The sequence below is a fragment of the Mycobacterium sp. NGS11 genome (genome assembly GCF_059813315.1).
In genome coordinates, this window is record NZ_JCALEJ010000024.1 from 1 (window position 1) to 21,257 (window position 21,257).

General features: G+C 69.6%; 14 protein-coding genes. 10 read left to right on the forward strand and 4 right to left on the reverse strand.

Annotated features, from left to right (window positions below):
* Positions 1-221: 221 nt before the first annotated feature.
* Complete coding sequence (locus AC5Y4T_RS21025; RefSeq protein WP_499921751.1) at positions 222-482, reverse strand: Mtp family mycobacterial-type pilin; 261 nt, start codon at positions 480-482, stop codon at positions 222-224.
* Here AC5Y4T_RS21025 and AC5Y4T_RS21030 point away from each other — a divergent pair.
* From AC5Y4T_RS21030 to AC5Y4T_RS21075, 10 genes are all read left to right on the forward strand, one after another.
* A complete protein-coding gene (locus AC5Y4T_RS21030) occupies positions 481-654 on the forward strand; it encodes a hypothetical protein (RefSeq protein WP_499955195.1) in 174 nt (57 codons plus the stop codon). The two genes, AC5Y4T_RS21025 and AC5Y4T_RS21030, sit on opposite strands and share 2 nt — an antisense overlap.
* A gap of 218 nt (positions 655-872) precedes the next feature.
* Complete coding sequence (locus AC5Y4T_RS21035) at positions 873-1,010, forward strand: hypothetical protein (RefSeq protein ID WP_499955197.1); 138 nt, start codon at positions 873-875, stop codon at positions 1,008-1,010.
* A gap of 39 nt (positions 1,011-1,049) precedes the next feature.
* On the forward strand, positions 1,050-1,556 hold the full coding sequence (locus AC5Y4T_RS21040) for a hypothetical protein (RefSeq protein ID WP_499955199.1): 507 nt from the start codon (positions 1,050-1,052) through the stop codon (positions 1,554-1,556).
* 19 nt (positions 1,557-1,575) lie between these two features.
* Positions 1,576-2,322, forward strand: coding sequence for a gluconate 2-dehydrogenase subunit 3 family protein (locus tag AC5Y4T_RS21045; protein ID WP_499955201.1), 747 nt, complete (start codon positions 1,576-1,578; stop codon positions 2,320-2,322).
* Entirely contained in the window at positions 2,322-4,019 is a 1,698-nt protein-coding gene (locus tag AC5Y4T_RS21050; protein WP_499955203.1) for a GMC family oxidoreductase, read from the forward strand. The genes AC5Y4T_RS21045 and AC5Y4T_RS21050 overlap by 1 nt, the downstream gene beginning before the upstream one ends.
* Positions 4,012-5,802: a glycoside hydrolase family 15 protein gene (locus AC5Y4T_RS21055; protein WP_499955205.1), complete on the forward strand. Its 1,791-nt coding sequence runs from the start codon at positions 4,012-4,014 to the stop codon at positions 5,800-5,802. Before AC5Y4T_RS21050 ends, AC5Y4T_RS21055 begins: the two co-directional genes overlap by 8 nt.
* Positions 5,803-5,833: 31 nt before the next feature.
* Positions 5,834-6,850 (forward strand): SDR family oxidoreductase, encoded by a 1,017-nt coding sequence (locus AC5Y4T_RS21060; RefSeq protein WP_499955207.1) that lies wholly within the window; start codon positions 5,834-5,836, stop codon positions 6,848-6,850.
* Positions 6,847-7,953 (forward strand): enolase C-terminal domain-like protein, encoded by a 1,107-nt coding sequence (locus AC5Y4T_RS21065; RefSeq protein WP_499955209.1) that lies wholly within the window; start codon positions 6,847-6,849, stop codon positions 7,951-7,953. Before AC5Y4T_RS21060 ends, AC5Y4T_RS21065 begins: the two co-directional genes overlap by 4 nt.
* A gap of 104 nt (positions 7,954-8,057) precedes the next feature.
* Positions 8,058-8,744: a PAS and ANTAR domain-containing protein gene (locus AC5Y4T_RS21070; protein WP_499921767.1), complete on the forward strand. Its 687-nt coding sequence runs from the start codon at positions 8,058-8,060 to the stop codon at positions 8,742-8,744.
* Between the two features lie 19 nt (positions 8,745-8,763).
* A complete protein-coding gene (locus tag AC5Y4T_RS21075; protein WP_499955211.1) occupies positions 8,764-10,554 on the forward strand; it encodes an ABC-F family ATP-binding cassette domain-containing protein in 1,791 nt (596 codons plus the stop codon).
* 39 nt (positions 10,555-10,593) lie between these two features.
* Here AC5Y4T_RS21075 and AC5Y4T_RS21080 read toward each other — a convergent pair whose 3' ends face one another.
* The 3 genes from AC5Y4T_RS21080 to AC5Y4T_RS21090 form a co-directional block, all read right to left on the reverse strand.
* Positions 10,594-11,655 carry a type III polyketide synthase gene (locus tag AC5Y4T_RS21080; RefSeq protein WP_499955213.1) on the reverse strand — a complete coding sequence of 354 codons (1,062 nt, stop codon included), beginning with the start codon at positions 11,653-11,655 and terminating at the stop codon, positions 10,594-10,596.
* Positions 11,656-11,809: 154 nt separating this feature from the next.
* On the reverse strand, positions 11,810-14,896 hold the full coding sequence (locus AC5Y4T_RS21085; RefSeq protein WP_499955215.1) for a type I polyketide synthase: 3,087 nt from the start codon (positions 14,894-14,896) through the stop codon (positions 11,810-11,812).
* A 2-nt stretch (positions 14,897-14,898) separates the two neighbouring features.
* Entirely contained in the window at positions 14,899-21,246 is a 6,348-nt protein-coding gene (locus tag AC5Y4T_RS21090) for an SDR family NAD(P)-dependent oxidoreductase (protein ID WP_499955217.1), read from the reverse strand.
* Between the last annotated feature and the right edge of the window lie 11 nt (positions 21,247-21,257).

Here is a 21,257-nt window from a genome sequence, read left to right on the forward strand (position 1 = left end):
ACGGGGGCCCGACGCATGCATTGGCAGCGCTCGGGCCCGTGGTGAACACGGCGTTGATGGCCGGTCTGCCGGCCAGTCCCGGTACCGCCAGCTACACCGCCTTCCAGCACGCCGCGCGTCGTACGTTCAAACGACTGCGCGAAATACGGTCCAGCCCAACATAATCCGCTGCGCCCGTCGTTGTTGGGCTCGGCGGGTCAGCGGCTGAAACTCACGGCGGATCAGCGCCAGTTCGGGTCCCACGGGCCGTTGTGCCAGTGCCCCTGGTCGTGGACTTCACCGTCATACCAGTGGTCACCGTGGCAACGACCCGCGTCCCAGTTACCGCCCCAGCCCGGATCCCACCATTGGCCAGGGCACCAGTGGTACTCCGGTGAGGGCGCGGGATGCGCGTGTGCGATGGCGGACGCCCCCGAACCGGCGAGCCCCAAACCGGCGGTCAATGCGACCACCGATGCTGCGATGCGCACGATCTTTTTCATGACAGGCAGTTACCCGCTCCGGCACTGCCTAATCCAGCTCGACGGCCATACTTGGCACGGCACCGCCCGGCTTGCCACATCCGCCGAGCGGGAACGGATTTGGCAGGAGGGCGCCGAGCTCCATCCCGGCCTCATCAAGGAGCGGGCGGGGGCCGGCAACCTGTGCTCCTGAAAGCCTGCTGAGAACCAGCTGCGACGCAGTTTGCGCAGCACGACCCGGGGTACACAGCCGTTGCGCTTCGGTCGCGACGCGTCGTCGAGACCACTTCGGTTGAAAGACACAGCTGGGCGCTTTCAGTTCTCTGGGCAGCTTTGGCAACCAGTGTTGTAGTGACAGCGCCGGGACCGAAGCCCGCCGGAGCGTGGTTTCAGCCGAAGGCGAGGTCGTTCATGGACACGACGACAGAATTCGTCGGCGGACCCAGCACCGAAAGCGTCAGCGGGTTCCCGCGGTCACCGAATGACGGCGCCGTCGGCGCACCGAACGCGGCCAATCTCCCCACCACAGAAACCAGCCGGCACGGGTAAACCCCGGTCCGGGCAAACGCGCGCGAGAAAGGACGACACATGTTGTTGCTGGGCGACGGCGGACGGCGAAAAGGCCGCACCGCCGGCAGCGACGGACTCGGCGAGGTACAGCATCTGGCCGGAAGGGCGTTGTACGACGTCGCGCACGGCCGTTTCGAACGCTCGCTGTCTGGGCTCACCGCCGTCGCGGCACTCGTCACGACGGCCGAAATCTACTTCGAGCACTACAAAGCCAGCTTCGGCAACAAGTGGATGTGGAGCCCGATCGTGGTGACCCCGCCGGTGGTCGTCGCCGGAGTCGGTGGGGTGTTCTCGCGGCGCTGGGCCAAAGTCTGGCTGCCGATCACCGCGGGCATCTACACGGCCAACGGGCTGCTGGGTGAATACCTGCACGCGCGCGGGGTTGCCCGCAAGCCGGGCGGGTGGAAGAACGCGTCGTACAACGTGCCGATGGGGCCGCCGATCGCGGCACCGGGACTGATGTGCATGGTCGGCGGGATGGGATTGCTGGCGTCGATCCTGCGCCGCGAGCGGTTCCGGGATTAGGGGCGCTGGGATTCCCGAGATGGCCAACACCTCACGCCCCGACCACCTGCCCAACCTGCGTCCCGATGGCAAGCCGCCGCACCCGTCCTGGCTGCCCAAGCAACGTCGCGGCACCACGCCGCAGATGATCGGGCGCTACCCCGATTACGACGTGCTCGAAACCGCCGACAACTGGGACGCTGCCACCAGGAAGGTGGTGCTGGCCCGGCTGGAACCGCCCGGGCCGCTACGGTTTTTCACTCCAGAAGAGGAGCCCTGCCTGCGCGCGTTCTGCGACACGGTGCTGGCGCAGGACGTCGAGCCGCGGGTTCCGGTGGCTGAGTCCGTCGACTCCAAGCTCGCCGACGGGCGCCTCGACGGCTACCAGTACGTCGACATGCCCGACGACCGCGACACCTGGCGGCTGGTGCTGCGCGGGCTCGACGAGACGGCGTCGGCCAAGCACGGCAAGCCCTCGTTCGCCGAAGCCGATCCCGCCACCCGCGAAGCGATCATCGACAAGTTCTCGCAAGGGGATCTGCAGGGCGGGGCGTGGGAGAGCCTGAACGTCAAGCGCGCGTGGTCGGTGTGCATGCGAGCGACGTTGTCCGGCTTCTACTCTCACCCCTGGGCGTGGAACGAGATCGGCTTCGGCGGGCCGGCCTACCCGCGTGGGTTCATGCGCCTCGGTGGTGCCACCGGGCCGGCCGCCGCGCGGGAACCGTACGAGACCCCCGGCGCCACCGACGAGGATCCGGTGCAGATCGTGAACAACGGGGAGCTGTGATGGGCGATCTGCTGCGCGGCCTCTTGAAAGGCGCGGTCGAACCGAAGGACAACGATTCGCGCTTCCTGCTCGACGTGCACTCGCGCGATCTGCCCGGTGAGAAGACCATGCGCCGCTACGCCGACGACGACGAGGTCGACCTGGTGGTAGTCGGGGCCGGGGCCGGCGGCTCGGTGCTGGCGCAGCGGCTGGCGCGGGAGGGCTGGCGGGTCGTGATTTTGGAGGCCGGCCCGTTCTGGCACCCGGACGAGGACTGGGTGTCCGACGAGGCCGGGTCCCATGCGCTGTACTGGACGCAAAAGCGCATCCTCGGCGGCGATGACCCGATCGAGCTGGGCAAGAACAACTCCGGGCGCGGAGTCGGCGGCTCCATGGTGCATTACGCCGGGTACACCCCGCGGTTTCACCCCAGCGACTTCGAGACGTACACCCGTGACGGCGTCGGGGCGGACTGGCCGATCCGCTACGAGGACATTCGCCGCCACTACGAACAGGTCGAACTCGAGCTGCCCGTGGCGGGCCAGAACTGGCCCTGGGGCGACCCGCATCGCTATCCGTTCGCACCGCACCCTATTTCGGGTGCCGCCGCCAAGATCTGGCGCGGAGCGCTCAAGCTCGGAATCGAGATGCGTGTCGGGCCGGTCGGCATCGTCAACGGCACGTTCGGCAATCGGCCGCATTGCATCTACCGCGGTTACTGCCTGCAGGGCTGCAAGGTCAACGCCAAGGCCAGCCCGTACGTCACGCATCTGCCCGACGCGCTGGCCCACGCCGTGGAGATCCGCGCCAACTGCATGGCCTCGCGGGTCGAGCTCGACGAGAACGGCGCGGCGCGCGGCGTGGTGTACTACGACGAGATCGGCGGCAAGGAGCGGCTGCAGCGCGCCAAAGTCGTTGCCATTGCCGGTTATTCGATCGAGACGCCGCGCCTGCTGTTGAATTCGGCCAGCAACCGCTTCCCGAACGGGTTGGGCAACAACGACGATCAGGTCGGGCGCTACGTCATGGTGCAGGGCGCCACCCAGTCCGCCGGCCGGTGGTCCGAGGAGGTCCGCATGTACAAGGCGCCTCCGCCGGAGGTGACCTCCGAACAGTTCTACGAGACCGACGTCTCTCGCGGCTTCGCCCGTGGCTTCGCCATCCAGACCGTGTCTCCGCTGCCCATCGGATGGGCCGAACACGTTCTTGCCGAAGGACACTGGGGCCGCGCGATGCGGGAATACATGCGCGACTACAACCACTGGGCGACCGTCGGCGTGCTCAACGAGCTGCTGCCGCTACCCGACAACCGCGTGACCCTGGCCGACGAGAAAGATCCGTACGGCATTCCGGTGGCCCGGTTCGACTACACGCTGTGCGACAACGACAAGGCCAACATGGCCTACTCCACCAAGGTGATCGGCGACATCCTGCACGCGGCCGACGCCCAGGATGTGCTCACCATCGAGCGCTTCGCCCACCTGATCGGCGGCGCCCGCATGGGCACCAGCCCGCAGCAGTCGGTCGTCGACTCCGATCAACGCGTGTGGGGGGTGCCGAACCTGTTTCTCGCCGACGGCTCGGTGTGCCCGACCCAGGGATCGGCGAACCCCGCGCTGACCATCATGGCGCTGGCCTCGCGGCTCGCCGAACGGCTGGCCGGTGGGAAGATCGATACCACCGCGGGACGGAGGTCGGAGGCGAGAGCCCGTGGCTGACCAGACAATGGACGTCGAGACTACCTTCGCGCCGCGGGTGCTGCGCGAGTACGCGCTGCTGGCGGACGGCGAGCGCGGCGCGCTGGTCGGGCCGCAGGGGGACGTGGCCTGGATGTGCGCGCCGCACTGGGACTCCGACGCCGTCTTTTCCAATCTCATTGGTGGCGGCGGAATTTACGCGATCACGCCGACGGACATCCGGCACGTGTGGGGCGGTTATTACGAGCCTGGCACCCTGATCTGGCGCAACCGCTGGATTACCCGCGACGGTACCGTGGAATGCCGTGAGGCGCTGGCCTTTCCGGGCGATCCCGACCGGGTGGTGCTGCTGCGGCGCCTCATGGTCTGCCGCGGCACGGCGCGGGTGCGGGTGCTGCTGGCGCCGAGTGCGGGATTCGGCCGGCACGGTCTGGGCCGGCCGAGTTGCGACGGTGGGGTGTGGAGCGGCCGGTCGGGCCGGTTGCGCTGGCGGTGGCAGGCCGGCTGCGACGCGCGCACCATCAAAGCCTCGCACGACAAATCCGAACTGCTCACCTGCGAGATCACCCTCGAGGAGGGCAGGCAGCACGACCTGGTGCTGGAGTTGTCCGAACGCGCCCTGCCCGATCAACCGCCCGACCCGGACCTGGCCTGGGACGCCACCGCGGCCGCCTGGCGGCGGAGCGTGCCCCAGCTCGACTGCACCATCGCCCCCCGCGACGGTCGCCACTCCTACGCGGTGCTGCGCGGGCTGACCAGCAGTGGCGGCGGCATGGTGGCCGCCGCCACGATGAGCCTGCCCGAACGCGCGCACACCAATCAGAACTACGACTACCGGTATGCCTGGATCCGGGACCAGGTCTATGCCGGGATGGCCGCAGCCACCGTCGGCACTATCGAACTGCTGGACCGGGCTGTCGAATTCGTCGGCGCCCGGTTGCTCGACGACGGCCCGAACCTCAAACCCGCCTACACCGTCACCGGCTGTGCGGTGCCCAGCGAAGAAACGCTCGACCTACCGGGCTATCCGGGCGGCACGGACAAGGTCGGCAACTGGGTCAATCAACAGTTCCAGCTCGATGTGTTCGGCGAGGCCCTGCAGCTGCTGGCCAAGGCGGGTGACGCCGACCGGCTCGACGCCGACGGGTGGCGAGCCGCGCAGACGGCCATCAAGGCCATCGAAAAGCGTTGGCGCGAACCGGACGCCGGGGTCTGGGAGATCGACGATGAGCACTGGGCGCAGTCGCGGCTGGCCTGTGTAGCGGGGTTGCGTGCCATCGCCAAGGTGGCCGGCGCCGGCCCCGAGGTGGCAGCCTGCGCTTCCCTGGCCGACGCGATCCTGGCCGAGACCGCCTCGAGCAGCCTGCACCCGCACGGCTACTGGCAGCGCAGTCCGCGGCGGACGGGGGTCGACGCGTCGCTGCTGCTTCCGCCGGTGCGCGGCGCCGTTCCCGCCGAGGATCCCCGCACCCGGGCCACCCTGGACGCCGTGCGGCGGGAACTCACGCAAGACGGGTTCGTGTACCGGTTCCGGCACGACGAGCGCGAACTCGGCGACGCGGAGGGCGCCTTTTTGCTCTGCGGATTCATGATGGCGCTGGCCGAAAACCAACTGGGACACGGCGATTGCGCGATGCGCTGGTTCGAACGCAACCGGGCCGCGTGCGGCCCGCCGGGACTGTTCTGCGAGGAATACGACGTGCGCCAGCGCCAGCTCCGCGGCAACCTGCCGCAAGCGTTCGCGCACGCGCTGATGCTCGAATGCACGGCAACTCTCACCGACGACGACGCCCACCATGACTGATTACTCGGACCGAGCGAAAGGCAGTACTGCGATGACACAGACAGTGGTGATCACCGGAGCCAGCGCGGGCATCGGCCGCGCGACCGCGAAGGCGTTCGGGCAGCGCGGCGACAACGTGGTCCTGCTCGCCCGCGGCGCCGCGGGGCTCGACGGCGCCGCTCGCGATGTCGAAGCCGGCGGCGGCAAGGCGCTGACGATTCCGACCGATGTGGCCGACCACTCGGCCGTCGAGGCCGCGGCCGATGAGGCCGAATCCGCCTTCGGTCCCATCGACGTCTGGGTCAACGTCGCGTTCACGTCGGTGTTCGCGCCGTTCAGTGAGATCAGCGCCGAGGAGTTCAAACGCGTGACCGAGGTGTCTTACCTCGGGTACGTGCACGGCACCATGGCGGCGCTGGGCAAGATGCGACCCCGCGACCGCGGCACCATCGTGCAGGTCGGCTCGGCGCTGAGCCAGCGATCGATCCCGCTGCAGTCGGCCTACTGCGGCGCCAAACACGCCATCAACGGGTTCACCGAGTCGGTACGCTGCGAGCTGTTCCACGAGGGTTCGAACGTGCGGATCACCGTCGCTCAGATGCCGGCGGTCAACACCCCACAATTCTCCTGGGTGCTGTCGCGGCTCCCCCGCCATCCGCAGCCCGTGCCGCCGATCTACCAGCCCGAGGTGGCCGCGCGCGGCGTCCTGTACGCCGCCGATCATCCAGGGCGCAAACAATATTGGGTCGGTGATTCCACCGCCGTTACGCTGCTTGGGCAGAAGTTCGTCGCGCCGCTGCTGGACCGCTACCTCGGCCGCACCGGATACGACTCGCAGCAGACCTCCGAACACGTCAGCCCCGACCGGCCCAACAACCTGTGGCAGCCGCTGGATCAAGAGCCGGGCACCGACCACGGCCCGCACGGCCAATTCGACAACCAGTCGCACACGCACAGCCCGCAGCTGTGGGCTTCCCAGCACCCGGTCGTCAGCGGCACCGGCGCGCTGAGCGCCACCGGGGTGGGTGCCTGGCTCGTGGCGCGGGCGGGACGACGGTGGGCGCGATGACGCCCGACGCGCAGATCGAAGAGGTCACCGCGCAGGTCTACGAAATCCCCACCGACGCACCGGAAGCCGATGGCACCCTGGCCTGGTCGTCGACCACGCTGGTGCTCGCCGAGGTTGCGGCCGGCGGCCGGCGCGGGGTCGGCTACACCTATGCCGACGGGGCCTGCGCCAAGCTGATCGGCGGCAAGCTCGGCAAAGCGCTCACGGGACACAGCGCCGTGGATATCCCGGCGCGGTGGGGGTCGATGGTCAGGGCGATGCGCAACAACGGGCGGCCCGGGCTGGCGTCGTGCGCGATCTCGGCGGTCGACACCGCGTTGTGGGATCTCAAGGGCAAACTGCTGGACCTACCGGTATGCCGGCTGATCGGCATGGCGCACCCCGAAGTACCCATCTACGGCAGCGGCGGCTTCACCACCTACGACGAGTCCACCACCCGCGCCCAACTCGAGCGCTGGGTCGACGAATGGAAGATCCCGCGCGTCAAAATCAAGATCGGTGAGTCATGGGGCTCCGACGTCAGCCGGGACCTGGATCGGATTGCATTGGCGCGCAAGGTGATCGGCCCCGATGTCGAACTGTACGTGGACGCCAACGGGGGTTACCGTCGCAAACAGGCGATCCGGGTGGCCCACGCCATGGCCGACCACGGGGTCACCTGGTTCGAAGAACCTGTGTCCTCCGACGACCTGGCCGGGCTGCGCGAAGTGCGCGACCAGGTCAGCCCGGACGTCACGGCCGGTGAGTACGGTTACGACCTGGCCTACTTCAAGCGGATGCTCGCCGCCGACGCGGTCGACTGCCTGCAGATCGACGTCACGCGCTGCGGGGGCATCACCGACTGGGTGCGCGCCGCGGCCGTGGCCGCCTCCTACAACGTGGACGTCTCGGGGCACTGCGCTCCCAACCTGCACGCCCACGTCGCCAGCACCATCGAAAACCTGCGGCATTTGGAGTACTTCCACGACCACCACCGCATCGAACACATGCTCTTCGATGGCGCGCTCTCGCCCGAGGGCGGCGCGCTACGACCCGATCAGCATCGCCCCGGGTTCGGCCTGGAGTTCAAACACCAGGATGCCGAGCGCTATCGGGTGGCCTGATCGTCGAGCAGCTTTCCAAATCCCCTGGCCGGGGCAGGAATGGACGCGCTCAAAAACGGGAATGATATGCCAAGGTTTTCACAGCGGGAATTGGGGAAACGGCGATGACGGTGAACTCCAACGACGAGACTGTTGAGCGCCGCGAGGCGCCGGCGTCCGACGTCGTCGAACACGACGACCTGAGCGCGGTCGACGAGGTGCTGGGTCTGGGCGATCCGCAGCGTGTCGGCCGGTTCCGGTTTTTTCTGGACGGCCATCGCTGGGAATGGTCGGACGCGGTGGCGCGCATGCACGGCTACAAGCCGGGACGGGTGCAGCCCACCACGGAACTCTTGCTGCAACACAAGCACCCCGAGGACCGCGAACGGGTGGCGGCCGTGCTCGAACGGGTGATGAAGGGAAAGCCGTTCAGCAGCCGGCACCGCATCATCGATACCGCCGGGCGCACCCACTGCGTCGTCGTCGCCGGCGATCGGATGGTCGACGACACCGGCGCGCTGGCCGGCACCTCCGGCTTTTACGTCGACGTCACCGACTCGCTGCACTCCGACATCACCAATGTGCTGTCGGCGGTCGCCGACGCCCGGGCCCGCATCGAGCAGGCCAAGGGCGTGCTGATGATCGCCTACGGCATTTCCGCCGAGCGTGCGTTCGACATCCTGGTGTGGCGTTCCCAGGAGACCAACCTCAAGGTGCGAGACGTCGCGAGCCGTTTCCTGGACGCCGTGGCCAGCAAGGCGTCAGCGGAAACGCAAAGCCACGTGGACCAGGCGCTGCTGACGCTCATGTAGCGCCAGTAGGGTCGGGCCGGTGGCGCACCTACTCGGAGCCGAGGCCGTACACCTCGAATACCCGACCCAGGTGGTGTTCGGGTCGATCACGGTCGGCGTCAACGACGGCGCGCGCATCGGCATCGTCGGGCGCAACGGCGACGGCAAATCCAGCCTGCTGCGGCTGCTCACCGGCCAGCAACGGCCCGATTCGGGCCGGGTCACCCGGCGCGGCGGGTTGCGGGTCGGCGCGCTGAGCCAGGCCGACACCCTGGACCCGGACCACACCGTGGGCTGGACCCTGGTCGGTGCGGCGGCCGAACACCAGTGGGCCGGTGACGCGCGGGTCCGCGACGTGGTCGCCGGGCTGGTCTCCGACATCGCCTGGGAGGCAACGGTTGCCACGCTGTCCGGCGGTCAGCGCCGCCGGGTGCAGCTGGCCAGGTTGCTGGTTGGCGAGTGGGACGTCATCGCGCTCGACGAGCCCACCAATCACCTGGACATCGAGGGCATCACCTGGCTGGCCGGCCACCTGCGCCAACGCTGGGCACGCAACACCGGCGGCCTGCTGCTGGTGACCCATGACCGCTGGTTCCTCGACGAAGTCGCCACCACCACGTGGGAGGTGCACGACGGCGTCGTCGAACCGTTCGACGGCGGATACGCGGCCTACGTCCTGCAACGCGTCGAACGGGACCGGATGGCCGCCGTCGCCGAGGCCAAGCGGCAAAACCTGATGCGTAAGGAGTTGGCGTGGCTGCGCCGCGGGGCCCCGGCGCGCACCTCCAAGCCCAAATTCCGGATCGAGGCGGCCAACCAGCTGATCGCCGACGTGCCGCCGCTGCGCAACACCGTCGAGCTGGCCAAGCTGGCCACCGCCCGGCTGGGCAAGGACGTGGTCGACCTGCTCGACGTGTCGGTCTCCTACCCACCTCTCAGTGGCCGCCCGGTGCTGCGCGACATCGAGTGGCGGATCGCGCCCGGCGAGCGGACCGGCATCGTCGGGGCCAACGGCGCCGGCAAGTCGACGCTGCTGGGCTTGATCGACGGCACCGTCACGCCGGACGCGGGGCGCGTCAAACGCGGCAAGACGGTGCGGCTGGCGGTGCTCGACCAGCAGGGCGATGCGCTGGCCGGCGTGGGCGGCGACCGGATCGCCGATGTGCTGGGCAGGCTGCAGGGCGGTTATCAGGTCGACGGACGCGAGGCCACCCCGGCGCAGCTGCTGGAGCGGCTCGGGTTCGCGCGCGGCCAGCTGTCCGCCCGCGTCGAGGATCTCTCCGGCGGTGAGCGGCGGCGGCTGCAGCTGATGCTGACGCTGTTGGCCGAGCCCAATGTGTTGCTGCTCGACGAGCCGACCAACGACGTCGACACCGACACCTTGGCCGCGATGGAGGATCTGCTGGACTCGTGGGCGGGCACCCTGATCGTCGTCTCGCACGACCGCTACCTGCTGGAGCGGGTCACCGATCAGCAGTACGCGGTGCTCGACGGCCGGCTGCGCCATCTGCCCGGCGGCGTCGACGAGTATCTGCAACTGGCCGGCCGGCGCACCGTTGCGGCGCCGGAACCCACGCCGGAACGCGCGCCGGCCGGTTCGTCGGAAATGTCCGGCGCGCAACGCCGCGCCGCGGAAAAAGAGGTGGCCTCCCTCGATCGCCAACTTGCGCGGTTGGCGGGCCGGATCGAGGACAAGCACACGGAACTCGCCGCGCACGACCAATCCGACCATGTCGGCATCACCCGGCTCACAGGCGAGTTGCGCGCGCTCCACGACGAGGTCGCCGAGACGGAGACCCGCTGGCTGGAGCTCTCCGAGCTACTCGAATGACAGTGATGCGCAGGGGATTTCGCGAGTCGATTAGCGAATTCAGTGCCAGCGCAGCAACACCAGTTCGGAGCCGAAGCCGGGACCCATCGCGAGCATGAGCCCGGGGCTGCCGCCGGGCGGCGGCTTGGCCATGGTGTCGCGCAGGATGTGCAGCACCGAGGCCGAGGACAGGTTGGCGACTTCCCCGAGCGAGCGCCAGGTCAATTCCTGCGCGTCGGGGGGCAGTTCGAGGCTCTTGGCGATCGTGGTGATCACCTTGGGGCCGCCCGGGTGGGTCACCCAGGCGCCGATGTCGTCCTTGGTCAGGCCATGTTGGGCGAGGAAACCGTTCACGTCGTCGGCCAGGTAACGGTCGATGATGTCCGGCAGTTCGGGCGACATCGTCAGTTGCATGCCGTCCGCGCCGATGTTCCAGCCCATGATGTGCAGCGATTCGGGGTATAGACGGCTGCGCGAATCCACGACGTCCGGCCCTGCGGAATTCAGCCGCTCGGCGCGACGGTCGCCGACGGCGACCACGGCCGCGGCGCCGTCACCGAACATGGCCGTCCCGACCAGTCCGGACACGGTCGGCCTGACCGTCGGAAAGGTGAGCGAACACAGCTCGACCGACAGCAGGGCGGCGACGCCGTCGGGCGCACCCCGCAGGTAATCGTGCAGCCGTCCGACGCCCGCCGCGCCGGCCGCGCAGCCCAGCCCGAACAGCGGGGCCCGGCGCACGTCCGGCCGCAGCCCGAGCCGCCCGACGATCCGGGCGTCGAGCGACGGGACCGCGATGCCGGTGACCGTCGTGGTGGCGATCATGTCGATGTCGTGCGGTTGTAGCCCGGCCTCGTCGAGAGCGCCCAGCAGTGCGTCGCAGCCCAAATCCACGGCTTTGTCGATGAAGATCTCGTTGGTCGCGTCGAAATCGGTCAACTCGCCGTACCGCTCGAGGGGCAGCACGAAGTGGCGCCCGTTGACCCTGGCGGCCGCGTGCAGGCGCCGGACGACGCCTTCATGCTCCTTCAATGCGGGCAATTCGACTAGCGCGTCGGTGATTTCACGTTGGCTATACCGATGTGGCGGCAACGCGCCGAATACACCCGCGATGACGCTCATCTTCTACCCTCATGATTGCCCAACAGAAAAGGTCCTCGTAATGCGAGGAAGTTTATGCGGTTCCGTTTGGTGGCGCAAAGACTCGCGTATTCAACACGTGTCTGATCACGCTGATCTGGGGTTCACGTAATCATATCCGCCAGAGCAGAATTCGTCATTCGGCGTCATCCTCGTCCGCCGGGCTGAGCGCCATCGCGATTAATGCCTCGGGGCTCAATGAGTCGATCTCGTCGGCACTGACATTTTCGTCGGGGACGGCAGTTTCCGGGGCGCCGGCGAGCAATAGCAGTTTCTCGAGCAATCCGGTTCTGCGAAGCTCGCGCACCGGAATCCTGCGCAGCGCCGACCAGATCTTCTCCTCCTCCGATTCGCCCGCCTCGTCATGCAGCAGCTGCCGGCGAAGATGGTCGGCCAGCGCTGCCGGCGTCGGGTAATCGAAGATCAGCGTTCGCGACAAAGCCAGGCCGGTATGGCCGGTGAGGCGGTTGCGCAGCTCGACCCCGACCATCGAATCGAAGCCGAGGTCGCCGAATGCGCGATCGGAGTCGATGGCGTCGCCGCCCGGATGCCCCGACACCGCCGCCGCATGCTCGCAGACCAGCTCCACCAGCAGCCGGTGCTGGTCGTCGGGCGCCAGTCCGTGCAGCCGGTGCGCCAGGTCGGGTGTTCGGGTGGACGGGGCCGGCGAACTCCCCGCCGCATCGGCGCCCAGCCAAAAACTATGCCGCGCAAAGCCATACGTCGGCAACTCGACCCGTCGCGCGTTGCGCCCGGCGAACAGGGCCGCCCAGTTCGGATCGAGGCCGCGGGTGAACAACTGGCCGACCGCGCGCATCAGCGATTCCGTCTCGGGCCGGTCCTTGGCCATCGTGGGCAGCGACAGGGCGCGCTCGGCGCTCAGCGATTGGTCCACCGCCGCGGTGAGCGAGGCGCCTGGACCCAGTTCCACGAAGAGTTCGGCGCCGGCCGCCTCGGCGGCGCGTACGCCCTCGAAAAAGCGCACCGGCTGACCGACATGCGCCGCCCAGTACTGCGGCGACCCATACCCGGCGTCCGCCAGCCGCCCGGTCACGTTGGACACCAACCCGATTCGCGGCGCCGCCACCTCGATGCCGGCCACCGCCGCGGAGAATTCCGCCATCATGGGCCGCATCAGGGCCGAATGAAACGCGTGCGACACGGCCAGCCGATGCACGCGCCGGCCCTCGCGGGCGAGCCGGTCCGCCACCGTTTCCACCGGCGCCTGCGCGCCCGAAAGCACCACCGCGTTGGGACCGTTGACCGCGGCGATGCTCACCTCGTCGGTCAGCAACCCAGCCACCTCGGCCTCACCGGCGCCGACGGCCACCATCACCCCGCCGGCGGGTAGCCCCGCCATCAACCGTCCCCGCGCCGCCACCATGCTCGCGGCATCCGCGAGCGACAGCACGCCGGCCACACATGCCGCGGCGATCTCGCCGACCGAGTGGCCCATCACCACATCCGGCGCTATGCCGACCGACCGCCACAACGCCGTCAGCGCGATTCCGAGCACGAACAACGCCGGCTGGGCAAACTCGGTGCTGCGCAACAACTCCGGGTCCGCTCCCCACATCACCTCACGAAGCGGCAGCCGCAGATGGGCGTCCACCGCGGCGACAGCCTCGTCGAAGGCCCGGGCGAACACGTCGAACCGGTCATAGAGCTGTCGTCCCATTCCCAACCACTGCGACCCCTGGCCCGGGAACACGAAGACGGTCTTGCCCGACGGCGTCTCCCGGCCCACCGCCACATCCGGCGATGACTCGCCCACCGCGAGGGCCGCCAAACCCCTTGCCAGCGTGGGGTGGTCGCCGCCGACTACCACCGCGCGGTGCTCGAAGGCCGTCCGGGTGCTGACCAACGACCAGGCGATGTCGAGGGGGCTCAGATCAGGCCGTTCGGCGGCATGGGCCGACAACCGTTGCGCCTGGTTGGCCAGCGCCTGCTCGGAGCGGGCCGACAGCACCCACGGCAATGCCCCGCCTGCGTCCGCCGGCGTTTCGGGTCGGCCCGATTTCTGCTGGACGGGAGGCTGCTCGAGGACGAGGTGCGCGTTGGTGCCGCCCATTCCGAACGAGGACACCCCGGCTCGCCGTGGATGGTCCGCCGGCGGCCACGGCGTCAGCGCGGTGTTGACCTGCAGCCCAAGGCTATTGAGGTCACCCTGGGACTCGGCGTAGTTGAGGCTGGGGGGGATGGCGCCATGTTCGATCGCCAGTACGGCCTTGAGCAGGCCCGCGATTCCCGCGGCGGCTCCGGCGTGGCCGGTGTTGGTCTTCACCGATCCCACCGGCACCCGATCGTGGGCGCGCTCGGCGAAGATCTCCCCCAGCGCCTGAGCTTCGACCGCGTCGCCGACCTTCGTCCCCGTGCCGTGGGCCTCGATGTAGTCGATGTCGCTGCCGCGCAGGCCGGCATCCGCGAGCGCGCGCCGGATCACGTCGGCTTCGCTGCGCGCCGACGGCACGGTCTGGGCGGTCGCGCTGTGTCCGGCATTGACGACGGCGCTGCCGCGAATGACCGCGCGGATGCGGTCACCGTCCTGCAGCGCAGACGGCAAGGGCTTCAGCAGCACCAGCCCGCCGCCTTCACCCCGCACGTAGCCGTCGGCGCGCCGATCGAACGCATAGGTGCGGCCCGACGCCGACACCGCGCCGAATTCCCGTTCCAGCATCGTGATTTCGTCGGCCAGGTTGAGCTGGACCCCGCCCGCGATCGCCAGCGTCGACTGACCGGAGGCCACGCTTTCGCAGCCGAGGTGCACCGCCACCAGAGATGACGACTGGCCGGAATCGACGGTCATGCTGGGCCCCTGCAGCCCGAAGGCATACGAGATACGGTTGGCGATCATCGCCCGGCTGATCCCGGTGAAGGTGTGGTGGTCCAGGTTGTCGGCGAGGTCGCGCAGCGTCAGCGCGGCATAGTCATCCGTCATCGCCCCGAGGTACACCGAAACCGGCTCTCCCCGAACCAGTTCCGGCAGCAGGAAGGCGTCCTCGAACAGCTCCCAGCTCAGTTCGAGGGCCAGGCGTTGGCGGGGATCCATCGCGCACGCCTCGCGCGGTGACACATTGAAGAAGTCGGCGTCGAATCCGCCGGGGTCACCGCTGAATTCAGTGGCCTCCCGCCCGTCGCGGATCAGGCGCCAGAACGCGCCGGGGCTCGCCGCGGCGGGGAACCTGCATGCCAGCCCGATGATCGCTACGTCTGTCGATGGCAAGATCAGGGGCCGACTTCATCGTCGAGGATTGCGAAAAGCTGGCTCTCGGTGGCGGTGGAGATGTCGTCGTCGAACGCGTCCTCGGGGGCCGGCAGGAGCGGCGCGGGTGACGCCACCGCCACGCCGCCTAACAGGCCTTCCAGCCGGGCGATGACCTGCGCCTTGTCGCCGGGACTCAGATCGGCCTGGTTGAGCAGCGCCTGCAGCTCTCGGGCGATGTCGTTGAAGCGGGTCATGCGATCGGGCGTCGTGACAGTCGCCCCTTCCGGGGCACTGGTGGCCAGCTGGGTCTCGAGGTGTTCGGCAAGCGCGCCCGGCGTGGGCTGGTCGAAGATCAGCGTGGGCGAAAGGGTAAGGCCGGTGGCGATTTTCAGCCGGTTGCGCAGTTCGACGGCGGTCAGCGAGTCGAAGCCGAGGTCGCCGAACGCATCGTCGGCGTTGACGTCCGCGGTGCTGTGGCCCAGTACCGCGGCCGCGTTGCTGCAGACCAGTTCGACCAATTCGCTGTGCCGCTGTTCGGGGGTCATGCCCTCCAGGCGCGCCCGCAGGCCCGTCAGGGACACCATGTCGGTGTGTTCCAGGACGCGACGCGCCGGCCGGGCGGCCAACTGGCTCAGCAACGGCGGCAGCGTGTCGCTGTGGTGGGCCAGCGCTCCCCTGTCCAGTCGGGTGCCCACCACCATGGGGTGTTCGGTCAGCAGCGCAGCGTCCAGCAGGTCCAGCGCCTGCCGAGTGGACAACGCGCTCAGACCGGCCCGGGTCATCCTGGCCTTGTCACGCTCACCGAGGTGTCGGGTCATCGTGGAGGTCTCCTCCCACATCCCCCACGCCACCGACAGGCCCGGCAGGCCGTGGGCGCGGCGATGCGCCGCCAGCGCGTCGAGGAAGCTGTTGGCCGCGGCGTAATTGGCTTGGCCCGGCGCGCCCACGATGCCCGCCATCGACGAAAACGCCACGAACGCAGACAAATCCAGCTCTTTGGTGAGCTCGTGCAGGTTCCAGGCGCCATCCACTTTGGCCCGCAACACCGTGTCGATGCGCGCGGGCGTCAGCGACGCGATCACCGCGTCGTCGAGCACGCCGGCCGCGTGGAACACCGACCGCAGCGGGTATCGTTCCGGCACTTGTGCCAGCAACGCCGCGACGGCGTCGCGGTCGCCGACATCGCACGCCACTACCGCCACCGAGGCTCCCGCCTCGCGCAATTCGGCGGCGAGCCCGGAGATGCCGTCGGCGCGTTCACCGCTGCGGCTGACCAGCATCACGTGGGGCACCCGGTGCCGCCCGACGAGGTGCCGCGCCACCGCAGAACCCGCCATGCCGGTGCCGCCGGTGATCAGCGCGGTGCCGCCGGCCAGCCCGGCGGGCCCGTCCGGCATGGTGAGCACGACCTTGCCGATGTGGCGGGCCTGGCTGACGAACCGGTAGGCGTCGGCGGCGCTGCGGGCGTCGAAAACTTTGACGGGCAACGGCGCCAGGACACCCGCCGCGAACAGCCCCATCAATTCCGCCAGCATCTCGGCGATGCGGTCCGGGCCGGCCTCCATGAGATCGAACGCGCGATACATCACCCCGGGGTGCGCCGATGCGACGGCATCCGGGTCACGCAGATCGGTTTTGCCCATCTCGATGAAGCGCCCGTCGGGCCCCAGCAGGCGCAGCGACGCGTCGTTGAACTCCCCGGCAAGGGAGTTGAGCACCACGTCCACGCCGGCGGCGAATTTCTGTTCGAAATCCAGCGTCCGGGAATCGGCGATGTGCGCATCGTCGAATCCCATGGCGCGCAACGTGTCCCACTTGCCCTGGCTGGCGGTCGCGAACACCTCCGCGCCCCAGTGCCGGGCCAGCTGCACCGCCGCCATGCCCACGCCGCCGGTGGCGGCGTGCACCAGCACTCGCTGCCCGGCCCGCAGGCCCGCCAGCACCCACAGCCCGTAATAGGCCGTCAAGAACACCACCGGCACGGCCGCGGCCTGAGCCGTCGACCAGCCCTGCGGCGCCCGGGTCACCAACCGGCGATCCACCACTGCCTCGGAGCCGGCCAGCCCGAAGATCCCCATGACCGCGTCCCCGACGGCCACATCGGTCACGCCCGCGCCGAGTTCGGTGACGATTCCCGCGCCCTCGGCGCCCAGCTGCGCGGCCCCCGGGTACATGTTCAGCGCCACCAGCACGTCGCGGAAGTTCACCCCGGCCGCGCCGACCGCCACCCGCACCTGACCGGCCTGCAACGGCGCCGGCCCGGTCTCCTGCACCGCCAGATCCTCGAGCGTTCCGGCGTCGCCGGCGGCCAGCCGCCACACCGACGGCGGGTCGGGCAGCTGCAGCAGGGGTCGCCGGTCGGCCGGTTTCAGCCGGGCGCTGTAGGCCACACCCGCGCGCACCACCAATTGCGGCTCGCCACAACCGATCACCGTTGCGACATCGAGTGTGCCGTCGGTGTCGACCAACACGACGCGGCCCGGGTTTTCGGCCTGGGCGGACCGCGTCAGCCCCCATACCGCGGCACCGGCCAGGTCCGCGACGTCCTCGCCCGTCAGGCTCACCGCCCCGCGGGTCACCACCGCCAGGACGCCGGCCGCCTCACCCGTCAGCCACGATTGCAGCGCACCCAGGGCCTGGTGGGTCGCGGCGTAGACGGAGCGCACGGTGCCCGAGCCCGTGGCCGGTGGCTCCCAGACGGTGAACTTCTCGCCAAGGTCGTCGCCGGGCAGCGGGACCGGCGACCACACCACCTCGAGCAGTTCCCCGCTGCCGGAGCGGGCCGCCGCGGCCGCGGTCAGCTGATCGGCCGACACGGGGCGCGTCACCAGCGCGCCCACCGACAAGACGGGCAGCCCGGACGAGTCGGCCAGCTCGACCGACACGGCACCCGAACCGACCTGCGCCAGCCTGACCCGGACCCGCGATGCGCCGGCCGCATACAAACTCACTTGCTGCCACGAAAACGGCAACACGGTCTCGACCTGCGCGTCGGCCACTCCCAGCGCATGCAGCGCCGCATCCAGCACCACCGGATGGATGCCGAAGCCAGCGGTCGACACTCCGGCCTTCTGCGGCAGCTCCACCTCGGCGAAAGTCTCGGTCCCCCTTCGCCAGACGGCCCGCAACCCCCGAAAGGCCGGTCCATATCCGTAGCCCCGGGCCGCCAGGCCGTCGTACGCACCGGTCACATCCACCGGGTCCGCACCCGGCGGCGGCCACACCGACAGGTCGGCGCCCGGCGCGGGTGCACCGTCGCTCAGCACGCCTTCGGCGTGCAGCACCCAATCAGATTGCGCGGCACGCGAATACACCGCGACCGAACGCATTCCGGCCTCGCCGGCGGCGGCAACGACCACCTGGAGGTGCACCACACCGGCCGCCGGCACCGACAGCGGCGCGGACAGCGTCAACTCCTCGACCACCGAGCAGCCGACCTCGTCGCCGGCCCGCAACGCCAACTCGACGAAGCCGGCCCCCGGAAACAGCACCGTGCCGGCGACCGCGTGGTCGGCCAGCCACGGCTGAGCGGCCAGCGAAAGCCGGCCCGTCAACACCACACCGCCGGAATCCGGGCGGTCCACCACCGCGCCCAACAGCGCGTGTTCGGCCTCGGCCAAACCCAGGCTGGCGATGTTGGCCGAGCCCACCGAATCGCTGGATAGCCAAAAGTGGCGCCGCACAAAGGCATACGTCGGCAGCTCGACGCGCTGGGCGTTGGAGTCGGCGAAGGCCGCGGCCCACCGCACCTCGGTCCCGGCCGTGAACAGCTGGCCGGCCGCCCGCAGCAGCGACTCCACTTCGGGGCGCCCCTTGGCCATGGTCACCACCGAGGCCGCGCGGTCGGTCGTCAGGGATTGCTCCACCGCGGACGTCAACGCCGCGCCCGGACCCACCTCCAGGAAGACACCGGCACCCAGGGATTCGGCCACCCGCACCCCGTCGACGAATCGCACCGGCTGGCGCACGTGGTCGACCCAGTACCCGGTGGACCCGTAGCCGGGGCCGGCCAGCTGCCCGGTCAGGTTGGACACCAACCCGATTCGCGGCTCGCCCGCCGCCACGCCGTCGGCCACCGCCGCGAAGTCCCGCGTCATCGGCTCCATCAGCGGCGAGTGAAACGCGTGCGAGACCGCCAGCCGGTGCACCCTGGCGCCGGCGGCCGCCAGCCGGTCCGCGATCGCCGTCACCGCGGATTTTTCGCCGGAGAGCACCAGCGATCGCGGGCCGTTCACCGCGGCGATGCTCACCGCGCCGTTGAGCAACGGGGCCACCTCCGCTTCCGTCGCGGTCACGGCGACCATCACGCCGCCGGCGGGCAGCGCGGCCATCAACCGGCCGCGCGCCGCCACCAGCCGTGCCGCATCGGGCAGCGACAGCGCCCCGGCCACGTGCGCCGCGGCGATCTCGCCGACCGAATGGCCGATCACCACGTCCGGTGTCACACCGAAGGACTGCCACAACGCGGCCAACGCGACTTCCAGGACGAACAACGCCGGCTGGGCAAACTCGGTGCTCTGCAACAACTCCGGGTCGCTGCCCCACATCACCTCGCGCAGAGGTAACCGCGCATGGGCGTCGACCGCCGCGACGGCTTCGTCGAAAGCGCGGGCGAATACGGGAAATCGCCCGTACAGCTCGGCGCCCATCCCGAGCGACTGCGAGCCCTGGCCCGGGAACACGAACACCCGCTGGCCCACCGACCGAGTCCGGCCGACCAGCGCGCCCGCGTCCGGCCGCCCGGACGCCAGCCCCGCCAACCCCGCCGCCAGGGCCTCGCGGTCGGCGCCCAGCAGCACCGCCCGATGCTCGAAGGCCGCCCGGGTGGTCGCCAGCGACACACCCACGTCGACCGGCCGCACGCCCGCATCGGCGTCGAGCCGATCCAGCAGTCGCTGCGCCTGACCGGCAAGGGCTTCGGGCGAGCGCGCCGAAATCACCCACGGGATAACCGGATTCGCATCGTCAGGCGCAGGCTCCGGGACCGGTTCGGAAGGCGCTTGCTCGACGATCACGTGCGCGTTGGTGCCGCTGATCCCGAACGACGACACGCCCGCCCGCCGTATCCCGCTGTGCTGCGGCCACGGCCGCGGCTCGGTCAACAGCGACACCGCCCCGGCCGACCAATCCACGTGCGGTGACGGGATATCCACGTGCAGCGTCTTGGGCAGCACCCCGTGCCGGATCGCCTGCACCATCTTGATCACCCCGGCCACACCCGCCGCGGCCGAGGTGTGCCCGATGTTGGATTTGATCGAGCCCAACCACAGCGGCCGGTCCGCGGGACGTTCCTGCCCGTAGGTCGCCAGCAGGGCCTGGGCCTCGATGGGGTCCCCGAGCACCGTTCCGGTTCCGTGGCCCTCGACCACATCCACGTCCGCCGCCGCCAGTCCGGCGTTGGCCAGCGCCGCCCGGATCACCCGCTGCTGTGAGGGCCCGTTGGGAGCGGTCAACCCGTTGGACGCGCCGTCCTGGTTCACCGCCGTGCCGCGCAGCACCGCCAAGACGGGATGGCCCAGGCGCCGCGCGTCGGCCAGCCGCTCAAGCACCAGCACACCCGCGCCCTCCGACCACGAAGTCCCGTCCGCCGCACCGGCGTACACCTTGCAGCGACCGTCGGGGGCCAGCGCGCGCTGGCGGCTGAACTCGACGAAGGCCGCGGGCGTGGCCATGACGGTCACCCCGCCGGCCAGCGCCAAATCGCACTCCCCGGACCGCAGCGACTGCGCGGCCAGATGCATGGAGACCAACGACGACGAACACGCGGTGTCCACCGACACGGCCGGGCCTTCCAGGCCCAACACATAGGACACCCGGCCCGAGGTCACGCTCAGCGTCGAACCGGTCAGCCCGTAGCCCTCGAGCTCTCCCTTGACCTCGCCGCCATAGCCGGCGTGAATGACCCCCGCGAACACCCCGGTCGCCGAGCCCCGCAACGCGAACGGGTCAATGCCCGCGCGCTCCAACGCTTCCCAGCAGATCTCCAGCATCACCCGCTGCTGGGGATCCATGGCGAGCGCCTCGCTGGGCCCGATGCCGAAGAAACCGGCGTCGAAGTCGCCCGCGCCCTGCAGGAAGCTGCCCTGGCGGGTGTACATCTTTCCCTTGCTATCGGGGTCGGGGTCGTACAACCCCTCGACGTCCCAGCCACGGTCGGCGGGGAAATCCGACACCGTGTCGCGGCCCTCGATCACCAGTTGCCACAAGTCTTCTGGCGACTGGACACCACCGGCGTAGCGGCACGCCATGCCCACCACGGCGACGGGCTCGGAAAGCCGGTCTTCCAATTCCGCGACGCGCCGCCGGGTCCGCCTGAGATCCGCGGTGAGGCGTTTCAGGTAGTCGACGTGCTGCGTGGTGCCCGGCATCGTTGCTCCTT